Genomic DNA, 16,288 nt, shown 5'->3' on the forward strand with positions numbered 1-16,288 from the left:
TATTAAAATGATGTAAAATACCATTTTTTGCAATACTTGCGGCGTCGTTTGATGACCCACGTAACATAAGCACAAGCGGAGGTAACCATGTACAGCGACAAAATGAAGATTTTTTCGGGTTCGTCCAACCCGAGATTGGCGGAGCGCATTTGCAAGGAGCTTGATGTACCGCTCGGCCAGATCAAGCTGTCCCGTTTCAAAAGCGGGGAAATCTACTGTCTCTATGAGGAAAGCATCCGGAATTGCGACGTGTTCCTAGTGCAGACCTTTTCCCATCCGATCAATGAGAATTTCATGGAGCTTCTCGTTATGATGGATGCCGCCAAACGGGCATCGGCGAGAACGATCAATCTTGTCGTTCCCTACTATGGTTATTCCCGCCAAGAGCGAAAAGCGGCGCCCCGGGAACCGATCTCGGCGAAGCTGGTGGCGGACCTGCTGACTACAGCCGGTGCGGACCGCGTCATCACCATCGATCTGCATGCTCCGGCCATTCAAGGCTTTTTCAACATTCCGGTGGACCATTTGACGGCACTGGATTTGATCAGTGATTACATTAAGAAGAAAAACATTCCCAATCCGATCATCGTTTCACCGGATGCGGGACGGGCGACGACTGCAGAGAAAATGGCCAACATTCTTGACGCGCCGTTCGCTATGATGATCAAAAAAAGACCCGCTCACAACGAAGCGGTTATCACGCATGTCATCGGAGAAGTTGAAGGAAGAACCCCGATCATCATTGAGGATTTGATCGATACGGGAACGACGATCGTCAACGTTGTCGAAGGCCTCAAGGAGCGCGGGGCGAACGATGCCTACGTGTGTGCGACACACCCGGTGTTCTCCGGACCGGCGCTGCAGCGTCTGGATCATCCGAACATCAAGGAATGCGTGATTACGGACTCCATCGCCATTCCGGAAGATCATTCGGCCCGGTTCCAAGTATTGTCCGTGGCCACTTTGCTGTCGGATGCCATCAACATCATCATGTCCGGCGGATCGCTTAGCTCTTTGTTTAAATATGGCGGTGTATAACTTATAATACATTTATTGGATGACCCCGACAAACAGGAACTAACAGTTTGGGGTCATCTTGTGGTATACTTAAGAATCAATATTACTCCGGCGATTTAGAGAGCACTTTGCGAATGGATATTCAGGAAGGGTTTCTCATGAATTCCGGTCGGGTTACGGAGGTGCCTTATTACTATGGGGAAGAAAAAACGTGCGACGCCCAAGCACAGCAATATCGTACCGATGAAAATGGATGCCACGTTCTTTTTCGAAAAAGCCGTTCAGTCCTTGGACCGTTATCATTATGATAAGGCATTGAAGTATTTTCGTCGCGCGGCCGAATATGAACCGGAAAACCCGGTGAATCATTGCAATCTGGCCGGGCTTCTGTCCGAGATGGGAAATTATGAGGAATCCAACCGCATTTTGCAGCATGTGCTTGATCGGATCGACCCTACGATGACGGAATGCTATTTTTATATGGCGAACAATTTTGCCAATATGGAGAATTACGAGCTGGCCGAAGAAGCGATTATCCATTACCTGGAGAATGACCCCAACGGACAGTTTCTGGAAGAATCCGAAGAAATGATGGAGCTGCTCAGCTACGAGCTCGACCGTCCCACCAAGCTGACGACGATCAAGAGCCGGGAAGGGCTGTTCGAGCACGACCGGGCGCGTTCGATGCTGGAGGAGGGCCGTTTTTCGGAAGCGGTGCGGGTGCTGGAGAAAATTATCCGCAAGCATCCCGACTTCATAGCTGCGCGCAATAACCTTGCGTTGGCCTATTATTACATGGGACACTTTGAAAAATCGGTTGATATGATTCGTCAAGTGCTGGAGCTGGAGCCGGGCAATTTGCATGCGTTGTGCAATCTGGCGATTTTTTACCAGCATTTCGGTGATAAGGCGGGTCTGGCCGGGCTGCTTGAAGTGCTGCGCAAAACGTATCCTTTCCATCAGGATCATGCGTTTAAGCTGGCGACCACTATGGGGATTTTGAACGAGCATGAGAAGGCTTATTTGCTGTTCAAGCGTCTGTTGAAAACCGGCGAAACGGGTCCGGATCCTTGCTTGTGTCACTATACCGCCGTAGCCGCATACAATACGGGCCGCTATGAGGAAGCTGAGCGCTGGTGGCGGCAGGCGGCGAAGTTCGACCCCGGTTCGGAAATTCCCAGGTTCTATCTTAATTTGCTCAATAAGAATTGGGACGAAGCGGTGAAGCCGCCTGTCAGCTATCATTATCATATGCCGTTTGAGGAGCAGTTTCGGGGAATCGAGCGTACGGAGAACGGCTTGCCGGATCACCTGAAGCGCGATCCGTTGGTGCGTTCGTCCTTTTTCTGGGCGTTGCGGCATGGAGACGCGCATACGAAGCTGCAGGTCATTCAAGCGTTCGGCTTGATCGCCGATGACGAGGTGAAGGATGCGCTGCTTGAATTTATCGGACAACCGGGCGAGGATGACTATCTGAAGAAGGTGGCTATTTTCGTTCTTCGCAGTATCGGCGTGAAAGAACCGCTGACGGCCGTGCTGGAGGGGAATCAGACAACGGTGGCCCCGTCGCCTTTTGCTCCGGGGCTTCCGATATGGGATCCCAAATGGCAGCTGGTGATGGAGACGGCGATGCGGTATATGTTCCGCCGCTACGATATGGTGCAGCAGTACGATTTACAAACGCTTTGGGTAGAATACTTATCAAGAGTATTTCCGAACGTGCCCAAAATCACGAAAGTGGAGGGCTGGGCAGCGGCCCTGGAATACCTGACGGCAAAGATGCACCGACGCCCTGTCAGCTATCAGGAAACCGCGGATCGCTACGGCGTATCGGTAGCTACCGTCAGCAGGAATGCCAAGCTGATTGATGAAGCCTGCGGATTGAAAGAAAAGATGGACGCCATCTTTGATAAATTTGCAAGCTTGGAGTCTTAACCTTAATATGAAGGTATAGAAAAAAATACGCTGACAACCGGCCGTAAAGAAGCGGCTTTAAGAGTTGCAGTGGATTGGGAGGAAACCATATGTACAAGTCAATCGTTATCGGAACCGGACCTGCCGGGTTAACGGCAGCTATCTACTTGGCACGCGCCAACTTGAACCCGCTTGTTATCGAAGGTCCGGAGCCGGGCGGCCAGTTGACCACCACAACGGATGTGGAAAACTTTCCGGGGTTTCCTGAAGGCATCATGGGGCCGGAATTGATGTCGAATATGCGTAAACAAGCCGAACGCTTCGGCGCTGAATTTAAAACCGGCTGGGTCAATAAGGTGGATCTCTCCGAGCGTCCGTTCAAGCTCAACGTAGAAGGTCTTGGAGACATTGTCGCGGAATCGCTGATCATCTCTACAGGCGCATCGGCCAAGCTGCTCGGCATTAAGAACGAGAAGGAAAGCATCGGCCGCGGCGTCAGCACCTGTGCAACCTGCGACGGCTTTTTCTTCCGCGGCAAAAAGATTATCGTGGTCGGCGGCGGCGACTCGGCGATGGAGGAAGCAAATTTCCTGACACGTTTTGCAACGGAAGTACGCATCGTCCACCGCAGAAACGAGCTGAGGGCTTCCAAAATCATGCAGGATCGCGCGCGCGAGAATGAAAAGATTGTTTGGAGCTTAAACCGTACGCCTCTGGAGATTATATCCGGGGATAAAGGCGTTACCGGTCTAAAAGTGAAAAACAACGAAACCGGCGAAGAAGAATTGATCGAAGCGGACGGCATCTTCATAGCGATCGGCCATAAGCCGAATACGGATTTCCTCGGCGGACAAATCGAAACCGACGAGCTGGGCTACATTATCACGAAGCCGGGTTCATCCTTGACCAATGTGGAAGGCGTATTCGCCTGCGGCGACGTACAGGATAGCAAGTATCGCCAAGCGATTACGGCTGCCGGCAGCGGTTGTATGGCTGCGCTGGATTGCGAAAAATTTCTTGAAGGGCATATGGTACACGATTGGAGCCAGTCTCTTTAATCGATTGAACGTGGAACTTTCGTTCCGCGTTTTTTCTTTAGCCTTCGCTTGACCTCTTGTAGACGTTGGCTTATAGTTGGAACAAGAGAGAGTGCATATGAGCCGGGTCTTCAAAGGTCTTGGACAACATAGATTGGCAATTTTTATGAGGTGATTAAGAAGCATGGAACAACAAGTATACGTCGGAGTCGATTTGGGAGGTACCTCCATTAAGGTGGGCTTATGTAATGAGCAGGGCAAGCTGCTGCTCACAGACGAAGGGCCGACCGGTACCGAGCACGGCGCCGACGTGGTGTTGGAAAATATCGCGCAGTACGTTCGCAAACTGGTGGCGGAGTCCGATTATACATGGGATCAGGTTGCAGGGATCGGAGCGGGAATCGCCGGATTCATGGATATTTCCGAAGGCTTCGTTAAGCTGTCTCCCAACCTGGGCTGGCGCAATGTGCCGGTGAAGAAAATTCTTGAAGAAAAGCTTGGAAAATCGGTGATAATCGACAATGACGCCAATGTGGCGGCCCTTGGCGAAGCGTGGGCGGGTGCAGGCGCGGGTATCCCGAACATCGTTTGCTATACGCTTGGCACCGGTGTCGGTGGCGGGATCATTATCCGCGGCCGAATTTACCAAGGCTTTTCCGGTATGGCCGGCGAACTGGGGCATATGGCGATTGTTCCCGACCTTGAGGCTATCGATTGCGGCTGCGGCAAAAAGGGCTGTCTGGAAACCGTCTCATCCGCAACGGGCATTATTCGAATGGCGAAGGAAGCGGTGGAACGCGGCGAGAGTACCTCTTTGGCACTTGTAGAAAACATCATGGCTAAAGATGTGTTCGACGCAGCCAAAACCGGCGACGAAACGGCGCTTCGTATTATCAACCGCGCTGCCTTGTACCTCGGCAAATCGATGGCTACCGTTTCCGTTATCTTAAATCCTCAGCGATTTATCGTCGGCGGAGGCGTATCCAAGGCGGGCGATATCCTGTTTGACGCGATCCGTAAACACTACAGAGAGCATACTCAGGAAACCGCGCAGGAAGGCGTGGACATCGTCCCGGCTGTTCTAGGCAACGATGCCGGAGTCGTTGGCGCTGCCGGCCTTAATCTGCGGGGATAAACCCGGATCGAGCCGTCCTGCGGCTTCTCCGGGCAGTGGAAGGAGAAGAACCCCATGGAAGAAATGCAAACTCTCGGCAAGCTGGTGATCATTACGGGGATGTCCGGAGCCGGCAAAACCATAGCGGTGCAAAGCTTGGAGGACCTGGGTTTTTTCTGCGTGGATAACCTCCCTCCGGTCTTGATTCCTAAATTTGCCGAGCTTATTGAGCAATCCAAAGGTCGAATCGGTAAAGTAGCACTTGTGATCGATCTCCGCGGCCGTGAGTTTTTCACTTCGCTGTCGGAGTCGCTTCGGTTCATTAACGAGAATTATACTTTAACTCATGAAATATTGTTCCTCGATGCAACGGATTCGGTTCTGGTGCAGCGTTATAAGGAAAGCCGGCGCAAGCATCCTCTGGCTCCGACAGGAGCGCCGCTGGAAGGCATTCAGCAGGAAAGGAAGCTGCTTGAGGAGCTAAAGGGTCTGGCTACTCAGGTGATCGATACCAGCAATTTGAAGCCAACCCAGCTCAAAGAAAAGATCATTTCCCGTTTCACCAACCTAGAGGTAGGCGGCATATCTATAAATGTAATCTCATTTGGCTTTAAATACGGAATTCCGATTGATGCCGATTTGATTTTTGACGTTCGCTTTTTGCCCAACCCGCATTATGTGGAGCATTTACGTCCGAACACCGGGCAGGATACGGAAGTGTACGATTATGTCATGAAATGGACGGAGACGCAGGAGTTTTTGGCGAAGCTCCTCGATATGCTGCATTTCCTCATTCCCCAGTACAAGAAGGAAGGCAAGAGCCAAGTCGTCATCGGTATCGGCTGTACCGGAGGTAAGCACCGCTCGGTTGCGATTGCGGAATATCTCGGTAAAATGATGGGCAATAGCGAAACGGAAGTGATCAGAGTCACTCACCGGGATTCGGAACGCGATCGGGTTGAGGTGAAGAAATGACGCTTGTCCATGAGAGGGGAAAAATCAGGCCGCGGATTGTTGTCATCGGAGGGGGAACGGGTCTGTCGGTCATGCTTCGCGGACTTAAACAGAAGCCCATGGATATTACAGCTATCGTCACGGTGGCCGACGACGGAGGGAGCTCAGGCATTTTACGCTCCGAGCTTGAAATTATTCCGCCGGGCGATATCCGCAACGTATTAACCGCGTTGTCGGATGTGGAACCGCTGCTGGGCCAACTGCTCGAATATCGTTTTGATAAAGGGAATGGTTTGGCTGGACACAGTTTGGGTAACCTAATGTTAGCGGCGATGCGAGATATTACCGGTGATTTCGTTACCGGGGTGCGGGAGCTGAGCCGTGTTCTGGCTGTTCGCGGCCGCGTGCTTCCGGCTTCGGATCAGTCGATTGTACTTATCGCGGAGATGGAGGATGGCACCGTTGTGAAGGGGGAATCCAAGATTCCCCAGGCAGGCGGTGTCATCCGCCGCGTATCGATCGAACCGGCTGATGCTTGTGCTCTGCCGGAAGCGTTGGAGGCTTTGCGGCAGGCGGATGCTATACTGGTTGGTCCGGGGAGTCTTTACACCAGCATTTTGCCGAACTTGCTGGTACCCGAGATCGCGGAGACGATTGTGTCGTCCCAAGCGTTGAAAATGTTTATTTGCAACGTAATGACCCAGCCTGGAGAGACCGACGATTATAAAGTGAGCGACCATTTGAAAGCGATTCGAGATCATGTCGGGCAGGATTTGTTCGATTATGTCATTGTGAATAATGAAGAGATTCCCGAGAAGGTTCAAAACCGGTATGCCGAAAAAGGCGCAAAGGTCGTTCAACTGGATTTGGATGAAGTGACGAAGCAAGGCTACAAGGTCATTGCCGACCGCCTCGTCTTGTTCCGAACTTATTTACGTCACGATGCGGAAAAGCTAAGTCAGCACATTTATCAACTGGTGGAGAGCTGGATGTTCAAGAAGAGGTGATTACCATGTCCTTCGCCGCCCAAACGAAAAAAGAACTTACCTTGATGGAGTCGGAGCAATGCTGCGAGAAAGCGGAGCTATCTGCCCTCCTTCGTATGAATGGGGCCGTCCAGGTTTCCAGTCAGAAGATTGTATTGGATGTCTCGACGGAGAATGCCGCCATCGCAAGGCGGATTTATACGCTTCTCAAAAAGACGTTTCAGGTGCATACGGAGCTTCTGGTCCGCAAAAAAATGCGGCTGAAGAAGAACAACGTATATATTGTGCGTGTTCCCAATCAGGTGCAGGAGATTTTAAAGGAGCTGCGGATTGTTTCCGAGGGATTTCTGTTCACACCGGGCATAGAGCCGGATATTATTAAGAAAAGCTGCTGCAAAAGGGCATATCTGCGAGGGGCTTTCCTGGCGGGAGGCTCGGTCAACAACCCGGAGGGCTCTTCTTATCATTTGGAAATTTATTCGATGTACGAAGAGCACTGTCAGGCTTTGTGCCAATTGGCCAATGATTTTGACCTGAATGCCCGCTGTATCGAACGCAAAAAAGGATTTGTCCTCTACATCAAGGAAGGCGAGAAAATCATCGAGTTTCTCAGTTTAATCGGTGCGCACCAGGCTTTGCTCCGTTTTGAAGACGTCCGGATCATGAAGGACATGCGCAACTCGGTAAACCGTTTGGTCAATTGCGAAACGGCGAATTTGAACAAAACGATCGGTGCGGCGGTGCGCCAAATCGATAATATTCGCCTTCTGCAAAAAGAAGTCGGTCTTAATAATCTGCCGGAGAAGCTCCGGGAAGTTGCGGAAATCCGTTTGAAGCATCCGGATATGAATTTGAAGGAAGTCGGGGATCTGCTGAAGGGTCAAGTCAGCAAATCCGGAGTCAATCACCGTTTGAGAAAAATCGATGAACTGGCGGAAAAGCTCAGGAAATCGTGAGAAATTCGTCTAAATGTAGATTTTTTGTGTAAATTATCAATAATTCTAGTGTAAACTAATGAAAAATGGTATAATAACTGAAAAATCGCTTTTTAACGAATGCAGAACGGTTACCGATTTGGCAAGGTTTCCGCTCTGAATTGTTTTGGGATACCATCCTTCTTTATAGGACGGTGAAATTTAATTACTCTTAGGGCGTTCAGCCCTTCATCCTTTGGGAATTAAGATTGTAGGGGGTATTGGTTGCATGTCGAGACGCCCAGTAGTCGTCAAATTAAAAACAGGCCTTCATGCCAGACCGGCAGCACTTTTCGTGCAGGAAGCGAATAAGTTTTCCTCGGAAATTTTTGTGGAGAAAGACGAGAAGAAAGTCAATGCCAAGAGCATTATGGGCATTATGAGCCTTGCCATTAGTACGGGGACCGAAGTCCACATAAGTGCGGAAGGTTCGGACGCAGAACAGGCTGTAAACGCTTTAGTCGCATTAGTGAGCAAAGAGGAATTGGAGAACCAATAAGATCTGCAAGCTTCCGATAAGGAAGCTTTTTCTTTTGCGGGCTTCCTTATTTTACCTGGAGGGACAAGCAGAAATTCATCAGAAAAAAGCGCAACCTTTTTTCGGGCCGTGCGTCTATATAGACGTGCTATAACCGGAAAAGGTTTTTTGTTGTTTCTGGAAACATCCGCATAAACAAGCCTTATGAGGGCTCGGCTTTCCGGCGGTTTCGGAAACAGCATCTCGCCTGTGAAGCGGGGAGCTGTGCCACCCTGCCGTTCCGGCTTTAAGAAAAGACTTCGATGAGAAGTAATTCTTAAGAATAATAAAGAAAGTATAAATTTGCAGCGTAGTTAAACACTTTCTTTATTGCAAGAAACCCTGCCCTTGAATCACGGTCGCTCATTAAGGGACGACCTAGTTCGTTAGTGGTTTTCTTACGGCACCAAAAGAGCTGCACAAAGAGGAGTAGAAGGATGAAACGAATAAGGAAAGAATTGGCCTTGTTGCTAATCATGTCGATGCTGCTGTCGTTTGTAGCGGTCCCTATGGCTTCTGCTGCGGAACAAGAAGCGCCGATATCTTCCGGGACGACTTATGTATTACTCTACCTGAACAAGAAGGAAGCTTTCCTGAACGGGGAGCAGGTTACGCTGGAGGCTCCGGCGACCATCATCAAGGACAAGACATTCGTTCCCGCCAAGTTTTTGGGCGATGCTTTCGGGATGAGAGTGGAATGGATTGCATCCAAACGGCAAATTGAAATGGATACGCCGGGTTACAATATCATGCTCGACATTGATAACAAATCCGTGTGGATTAACGGATACTGGCAGCATTTTGACGATGTGGCTGCGATTGTGAACGGTAAGCTGATGATCAAGCTGACTTGGCTAGCCGACTACATGGGGGCGAGATATACATACAATGATGAGCTGAAACGGGTCGATGTACTTTACACGAAGCCTCCGCGGGGAATTTACAATCCGGATACAAGCAATTCAAACCCCGTTGCCAAGTTTACGTTTGCCAAGCCGACCTACAAGATCGGTGAACCGGTCAAATTTGTGGACCTGAGTTACGACCCGGATGCGGAAGGTCTTCCAAAGTACGAGTGGCAGGGCAGGGAAGAGGCCTATTTCGCTCCCGGCACTTATCCGATTACTCTGACGGTATGGGATCGTAACGGCAACAAGAGCGAGCCCTATACCCGCAACCTTGTGATTACGAATGAAACCTATCTGAATAAAGTGGAATATCCGATCTACACGAAGCCAGTGGGCAGTTACATTAAGACCGATTGGGGCACACTGTGGAATAATTTCTGGGAACTTCCCCAACTGCCGAAGCAGGTGACGGAGGACCGCTCCCGCAAGCTGCTTGTCAGCGACAGCCCGGAGACCTTCACCGAACAAGGAATTTTGTATCAGGATGATGTTGAAGGCAAAGGACGTCTGTACGCGGATCATATTAACGGAACGAAAGAAAAAATGACGCTGGCGATTCTGGCAACCAACCTGACTGATAAACCGGTAACGGTCAAAACGACGAATAAAGGCGAGGTATGGCCTTCCGTTTATGCGAATTTGATCGGCAGCGAGGCAACCGTCGATTTCCTGATCGGCGATCCGATTAACGAGACGATGACGATTCCGCCTCAAAAAACATTTGTATATAAGCAATTTCCGGATTTTTATCCCGATCAAGGGGTGAATTTGTTCTACGATGTGGAAACAAGCGGAAAGGTGCAGTTTACATTCGTGACCGCTCCGGAAATTACACAAAATGCATTGCAGCTTCCGAAGCTTGCGTTTAACGGTCATGTCCGCGGCACATTCCCGGTTTCCGAACTGATCTGGAACATTGATGCCAGCTCATTTACTACGCCGTCACGATTGGTTATCGGGGATGGGAAGACGGATCCGTTCCAGCCCGGATATGATCCGCAGCGTGGACAAGAAGTGCGCAACGAAGGCAACTATGGGGTAGTGTACAAAATTCACGCGGATAAACCGCGGAAGATGGCGGTCATGATTCTTCCTAGAGGAGGGGTGTTTAAGGGGCCGATCAAAATCAACGGTGAAATCCGTATGGTTCCTTACTCCGGTGTGATGACCGCATTCGACGGTATGCAGATTTTGGCGAAAACTACGGGCAAGGAAGAGTCGTTGGATATTGAATTCAGCCCTCCGGCCGGGTCTGCGCTTCCATTCGACCTGATCTTCTACCCGCTCGATGATCGGGCGCAATAATCGTTCGCAACAAGACCTTTTTCTCCCGCTTTCAGAAAGCGGTGGGGAAAGGTCTTTTTTTGCTGAGAATCAAAAGCTGGTTTAAAGGACTGAAAGCCAATAAAAAAGCCCTGATTCGGCTTATTCGCCGTTCAGGACTTTTTTCATTGCGACAGTGTTACACGCGCTCGATCACTTTATCGATCAAGCCATACGATACCGCTTCCGCCGCCGACATGAAGTTATCGCGGTCCGTATCTTTTTCGATACGCTCGACGGATTGACCGGTACGCTCTGCCAAAATGGTATTCAGCTTGTCGCGCATTTTCAGAATACGTCTTGCACGGATCTCGATATCGCTGGCTTGCCCTTCGGCGCCGCCAAGCGGCTGGTGAATCATGACTTCGCTGTTTGGCAGGGCGAACCGTTTGCCTTTGGCGCCTGCCGCGAGCAGGAATGCTCCCATCGATGCAGCCAAACCTACGCAAATCGTAGATACGTCCGGCTTGATGAACTGCATCGTGTCGTAAATCGCCATTCCCGATGTGATGGAGCCTCCCGGGCTGTTAATATACAGATGGATATCTTTGTCCGGATCGCTTGCTGTCAAGAACAACAGCTGGGCGATAATCGAATTGGCTACAACATCGTTGATCGGACTACCGAGAAAAATAATGCGGTCCTTAAGCAGACGGGAGTAAATATCGTAGGCGCGTTCCCCTCTTGCGTCAGGTTCGACAACCATAGGAATAAAACTCATGAGCTGCAGCCTCCTTATATTTAAACTATAACCATCATAACGGAAAATCAAACAAAGGTCAAGAAAGGTCAAACAAAGAAAATAAAAAAACTCCTGATGGAGTATTTCGAAAGATGCCAAAGCATTATGGCAGCCGTTATTCTGTAAACCAAAAAACAGCAACGCGCCCGCAAGGAATCGAACCTTGATCTCAGGCTCCGGAGGCCTACGTCATATCCATTGGACCACGGGCGCATATACAATTAGGATGTTGTCTCAAGGTGACAGCAAAAGTTATTATAATCTATCGTGCTGATAAATGCAACTCCATAAATCAAAAAGTTTTGAATGAATAGGCTGCAGGCCAATGGGAAAAAATTCGAATGGGAGCCTCTTGAAGCAAGGAACATATTGGAGTATAATAAGTTCAGCTAAGTGAGAGTGCTTAGTTCTTTTTTTGGAAGATGTGGGACTAAAAATGCAGTACCGGGACAAAAAACGTCCATATATGAGCGGAGTGAATCCATGAGAGAGATCCTTTCTATTCAACAGCAGCTTCTCCCTGATTTGGTGGATACCTTGAAGAAGCGGTATACCATACTTCACTATATCCTGGTTTCCGGAATGGTGGGCCGCAGGACGCTGGCACTGTCATTGAACATGACGGAGCGGGTGCTTCGCGGGGAAGTGGATTTCCTCAAAGAGCAGGGGCTGATCGATGTGGAGGCCTCCGGGATGCGCATCAGTGCAGCCGGAAGAGAACTGCTTGAGAAAATCGAACCGCTGGTGAAGGATTTGTTCGGACTTACCGATTTGGAGGAACGCATACGCTCGCATTATGGCTTGAGGCAGGTCGTTATTGTACCGGGGGATTCGGACGTATCTCCTCACACGAAGAAGGAACTGGGGCGCGCCGGCGCTTCTGTACTCCGCAAGCTGGTCAGGGAGGACGAAGTCATTGCCGTGACCGGAGGGTCCACGCTGGCTGAAGTCGCGTACCATTTGACGGCTGCAAATCCGATGAAGGGATGCTGGTTCGTTCCTGCCCGGGGCGGATTAGGGGAAAGCGTGGAGCTTCAGGCGAATACGATTGCTTCCACGATGGCCAAGAAGGCCGGAGCCCGTTATCGGCTGCTGCACGTGCCGGATCATCTGGGCGAGGAAGCTTATCAATCGCTGATGCAGGATGATCACATCTCCGAAATTGTTCAATTTATCCGCAAGGCGCGGATGGTCATGCACGGCATAGGAGACGCTATGGTCATGGCCAGACGCCGCAAGGTGGATAGTGAAACGACAGAGAGCCTGCAGCGTGACGGAGCGCTTGCCGAAGCGTTCGGGTATTATTTTGACAGGGAAGGACGCATCCTTCACAAAATGCCGACCATCGGGCTCCGTATGGAAGATATTCAGCGTATGGATACGGTGATCGGGATCGCCGGCGGCAAAAGCAAAGGTGAAGCGATTGTCTCGGTGCTGAAGCACGGGCACGAAGATGTGCTTATCACCGATGAAGCGGCGGCGCAATACATTGTACAACGACTGACATCTTGATAGGCTCCGGCCTGTCTTGACATATGTTGCAGCGGCCCGCGGCCGTTAGACGACACATCATAACCATTTTTAGGAGGCAATTACTATGGTAAAAGTAGGAATTAACGGTTTTGGACGTATCGGCCGTAACGTATTTCGTGCGGCTCTTAACAATCCGGAGGTTGAGATCGTAGCGATCAACGATCTGACAGACGTACACACATTGGCGCACCTGCTTAAATATGATACAACGCACGGTAAACTGGATGCTACGGTTGAATCTACGGAAGGTGCATTGATCGTCAACGGCAAATCGATCAAAGTGTTTGCCGAGCGTAATCCTGAGAACCTGCCTTGGGGAGCTAACGGCGTGGAAATCGTCGTAGAATCCACAGGGATCTTCACCGCGAAAGAAAAAGCGGAGCTTCACTTGAAAGGCGGCGCCAAGAAAGTCATCATCTCTGCGCCGGCTACCAACGAAGACATCACTATCGTTATGGGCGTTAACGAAGACAAGTATGATCCATCCGCCCATACGATCATCTCCAACGCATCCTGCACAACGAACTGTTTGGCTCCGTTTGCGAAAGTTCTCAATGACAAGTTCGGTATCGTAAAAGGGATGATGACGACCGTTCACTCCTACACAAACGACCAGCAAGTGCTTGACCTGCCGCATAAGGACCTCCGCCGCGCACGTGCCGCTGCCGAGAACATCATTCCGTCCACGACGGGTGCAGCGAAAGCCGTTTCCCTGGTTCTGCCGGAGTTGAAAGGCAAGCTGAACGGTATGGCTATGCGCGTGCCTACACCTAACGTTTCCGTAACGGACCTGGTGGTTGAATTGAGCAAAAACGTAACGGTCGACGAAGTGAACGCTGCGTTGAGAGAGGCTGCCGAAGGTCCGCTGAAAGGGATCCTGAACTACTCCGAAGAGCCGCTTGTATCCAGCGACTATAACGGCGATCCTGCTTCCTCCACGATCGACGCTCTGTCCACGATGGTGGTCGGCGACAACATGGTCAAAGTCGTATCCTGGTATGACAACGAGTGGGGTTACTCCAATCGTGTTGTAGATTTGGCAAACTTTATCGCGAAAAAAGGTCTGTAATGTTAAAATTGTGGTAATGCTCTGATCATCTTTTTAAAAGAAACTCGCCATCGTGGGCTGTAGGGTGTGCCCACAGCGTTAGCCAAACATTCGTTTCCGCAAGGCAGCAGGAATCCGTGAAACGAAGATGCAGGCTGACGCTCTGCGGCACTCCCGACTATGACGGGACGGGCTGTTCTTTACAGATGAGGAGACATTCCCACATTTTTTATGTGCGGGCAGGATAAAACCGGTTGGAGGGCATGAATAGGATGAGTAAAAAAAGCATTCGAGACGTAGAAGTAAGCGGTAAAAGAGTGTTTGTCCGGGTTGATTTCAATGTGCCGCTCGAAAACGGTAAAATTACCGATGACACGCGGATCCGTGAGACGCTGCCAACGATCCGGTATTTGACGGAACGCGGAGCGAAGGTAATCCTTGCCAGCCACATGGGTCGTCCGAAAGGCCAAGTCGTGGAAGAGCTGCGTTTAACCCCTGCGGCGGAGCGTCTGTCCGAGCTTCTCGGCAAGCCGGTCGCCAAAGCGAATGAAGCGATCGGAGATGCAGTGAAGGCGCAGGTTGCAAAGCTGAAGGACGGTGACGTGCTCCTGCTGGAGAACGTGCGGTTCTATCCCGGGGAAGAGAAGAATGATCCGGAGCTGGCTAAAGCTTTTGCCGAGCTCGCTGATCTGTACGTAAACGATGCCTTTGGCGCCGCGCACCGCGCGCATGCGTCTACGGAAGGGATTGCACACCATTTGCCGGCGGTATCCGGCCTCCTGATGGAAAAAGAGCTGGAAGTACTCGGCAAAGCGCTCAACCATCCGGATCGTCCTTTCACGGCGATTGTGGGCGGAGCGAAGGTGAAGGACAAAATCGCCGTTATTGAAAAGCTTATCGAAATCGCGGATAACATTATCATCGGCGGAGGCTTGTCCTATACGTTCTTCAAGGCCAAAGGCTATGAGATCGGCAAATCGCTTGTGGATAACGACCGTCTGGAGCTGGTTCTGGAGTTTGAGCGTAAAGCAAAGGAGAAAGGTGTCAACTTCCTTTTGCCTGTGGACGTCGTGGTAGGAGACGCATTCAGCGCGGATGCGAATACCAAGGTCGTTCCGGTTGACGCGATCCCGGCAGATTGGGAAGCCTTCGACATCGGACCGAAAACACGCGAATTATATGCCCGGACCATCGCCGAATCCAAGCTGATCGTATGGAACGGACCGATGGGCGTATTCGAACTGGAGCCTTACAAGAACGGAACCAAAGCTGTGGCGGAGGCTTGCGCCGCGACATCCGGTTATACGGTTATTGGCGGCGGCGACTCTGCGGCTGCGGTAGAGAAGTTCCAGCTCGGAGATAAGATGGACCACATCTCCACGGGCGGCGGCGCTTCTTTGGAATTTATGGAAGGCAAGGCGCTTCCGGGCGTGGTCGCCTTGAACGATAAGTAAGGAGGCAGTCAAACATGCGTAAACCGATTATTGCGGGCAACTGGAAAATGTTCAAAACGGTGCGGGAGGCTGTAGCTTTTGTAAATGATGTCAAAGGCAAGGCTGAGGCCGACGGGGTTGAAAGCGTCATTTGCGCGCCTTTTACGAATCTGCCTGCATTGGTGGAAGCGGTAAAAGGAACCTCGCTGAAGGTGGGCGCCCAGAACCTGCATTTTGAAGACAGCGGTGCTTACACAGGCGAAATCAGCGGCGTCATGCTGAAGGATCTCGGTGTGGATTACGTCATCATCGGTCACTCCGAACGCCGTGCTTATTTTGCGGAGACGGATGAAACAGTGAACAAAAAAGTGCATGCCGCGTTCAAGCACGGCTTGACGCCGATCGTCTGCGTGGGCGAGAAGCTGGAGGAAAGGGAAGCGGGTCAAACCAAATCCGTGTGCAAAGTGCAGACAGAGGCGGCTTTCGCCGGTCTTAGCGCTGAGCAAGCGGCGCAAGTGGTTGTTGCTTATGAGCCGATCTGGGCGATTGGAACGGGCAAGTCTTCCACCGCTGCCGACGCGGAAGACGTGATCGGCTATATCCGCGAGCTGATCTCCGGCTTATACGGACAAGAGACGGCGGCAGCCGTACGGATTCAGTACGGCGGCAGCGTGAAACCGAACAACATTGCCGAATACATGCAGCAGCCTAACATCGACGGTGCCTTGGTGGGCGGTGCGAGCCTGGAGCCGGCATCTTACATCGCGCTGGTTGAGGGGGCTAAGTAA

Annotated in this window: 14 protein-coding genes and 1 tRNA gene; 13 read left to right on the forward strand and 2 right to left on the reverse strand. The window is 51.0% G+C overall.

The window, feature by feature from the left end; genetic code table 11:
- Positions 1–87 precede the first annotated feature (87 nt).
- The 9 genes from NR121_RS21175 (at position 88) to NR121_RS21215 (ending at position 10,726) form a co-directional block, all read left to right on the forward strand.
- The gene (locus tag NR121_RS21175) at positions 88–1,038 is read left to right on the forward strand and encodes a ribose-phosphate diphosphokinase (RefSeq protein WP_062410067.1); all 951 of its coding nucleotides are present in this window, start codon (positions 88–90) and stop codon (positions 1,036–1,038) included.
- A gap of 174 nt (positions 1,039–1,212) precedes the next feature.
- Positions 1,213–2,952 carry a tetratricopeptide repeat protein gene (locus tag NR121_RS21180; RefSeq protein WP_062410066.1) on the forward strand — a complete coding sequence of 580 codons (1,740 nt, stop codon included), beginning with the start codon at positions 1,213–1,215 and terminating at the stop codon, positions 2,950–2,952.
- A gap of 89 nt (positions 2,953–3,041) precedes the next feature.
- Complete coding sequence (trxB, locus tag NR121_RS21185; RefSeq protein WP_256831890.1) at positions 3,042–3,989, forward strand: thioredoxin-disulfide reductase; 948 nt, start codon at positions 3,042–3,044, stop codon at positions 3,987–3,989.
- Between the two features lie 163 nt (positions 3,990–4,152).
- On the forward strand, positions 4,153–5,103 hold the full coding sequence (locus NR121_RS21190) for an ROK family glucokinase (RefSeq protein WP_256831891.1): 951 nt from the start codon (positions 4,153–4,155) through the stop codon (positions 5,101–5,103).
- A gap of 54 nt (positions 5,104–5,157) precedes the next feature.
- A complete protein-coding gene (gene rapZ / locus NR121_RS21195; RefSeq protein ID WP_062410064.1) occupies positions 5,158–6,057 on the forward strand; it encodes an RNase adapter RapZ in 900 nt (299 codons plus the stop codon).
- Positions 6,054–7,043: a gluconeogenesis factor YvcK family protein gene (locus NR121_RS21200; RefSeq protein WP_062410063.1), complete on the forward strand. Its 990-nt coding sequence runs from the start codon at positions 6,054–6,056 to the stop codon at positions 7,041–7,043. Before rapZ ends, NR121_RS21200 begins: the two co-directional genes overlap by 4 nt.
- Before the next feature lie 5 nt (positions 7,044–7,048).
- Complete coding sequence (gene whiA / locus NR121_RS21205; RefSeq protein WP_062410062.1) at positions 7,049–7,978, forward strand: DNA-binding protein WhiA; 930 nt, start codon at positions 7,049–7,051, stop codon at positions 7,976–7,978.
- A 247-nt stretch (positions 7,979–8,225) separates the two neighbouring features.
- A complete protein-coding gene (locus NR121_RS21210) occupies positions 8,226–8,495 on the forward strand; it encodes an HPr family phosphocarrier protein (protein ID WP_054819201.1) in 270 nt (89 codons plus the stop codon).
- 455 nt (positions 8,496–8,950) lie between these two features.
- Positions 8,951–10,726, forward strand: a complete 1,776-nt coding sequence (locus tag NR121_RS21215) for a stalk domain-containing protein (protein WP_256831892.1) — start codon at positions 8,951–8,953, stop codon at positions 10,724–10,726.
- A 157-nt stretch (positions 10,727–10,883) separates the two neighbouring features.
- On the opposite strand, the gene clpP is transcribed toward NR121_RS21215, so the two are convergent.
- Together clpP and NR121_RS21225 are read right to left on the reverse strand one after the other, a co-directional pair.
- Positions 10,884–11,465: an ATP-dependent Clp endopeptidase proteolytic subunit ClpP gene (clpP, locus tag NR121_RS21220; protein ID WP_062410060.1), complete on the reverse strand. Its 582-nt coding sequence runs from the start codon at positions 11,463–11,465 to the stop codon at positions 10,884–10,886.
- A 162-nt stretch (positions 11,466–11,627) separates the two neighbouring features.
- Positions 11,628–11,699: transfer RNA gene (locus tag NR121_RS21225), tRNA-Arg, on the reverse strand.
- Positions 11,700–11,969: 270 nt separating this feature from the next.
- On the opposite strand from NR121_RS21225, the gene NR121_RS21230 reads away from it, so the two are divergent.
- The 4 genes from NR121_RS21230 (at position 11,970) to tpiA (ending at position 16,288) form a co-directional block, all read left to right on the forward strand.
- Positions 11,970–12,998 carry a sugar-binding transcriptional regulator gene (locus NR121_RS21230; RefSeq protein WP_054819206.1) on the forward strand — a complete coding sequence of 343 codons (1,029 nt, stop codon included), beginning with the start codon at positions 11,970–11,972 and terminating at the stop codon, positions 12,996–12,998.
- Between the two features lie 85 nt (positions 12,999–13,083).
- Positions 13,084–14,088, forward strand: coding sequence for a type I glyceraldehyde-3-phosphate dehydrogenase (gap, locus tag NR121_RS21235; RefSeq protein WP_062410059.1), 1,005 nt, complete (start codon positions 13,084–13,086; stop codon positions 14,086–14,088).
- Between the two features lie 251 nt (positions 14,089–14,339).
- Complete coding sequence (locus NR121_RS21240; protein ID WP_062410058.1) at positions 14,340–15,521, forward strand: phosphoglycerate kinase; 1,182 nt, start codon at positions 14,340–14,342, stop codon at positions 15,519–15,521.
- Between the two features lie 14 nt (positions 15,522–15,535).
- Positions 15,536–16,288 (forward strand): triose-phosphate isomerase, encoded by a 753-nt coding sequence (gene tpiA / locus NR121_RS21245; RefSeq protein ID WP_062410057.1) that lies wholly within the window; start codon positions 15,536–15,538, stop codon positions 16,286–16,288.

It is taken from the genome of Paenibacillus sp. Pae15 (assembly GCF_024519685.1).
Lineage (GTDB): Bacteria > Bacillota > Bacilli > Paenibacillales > NBRC-103111 > Paenibacillus_G > Paenibacillus_G naphthalenovorans.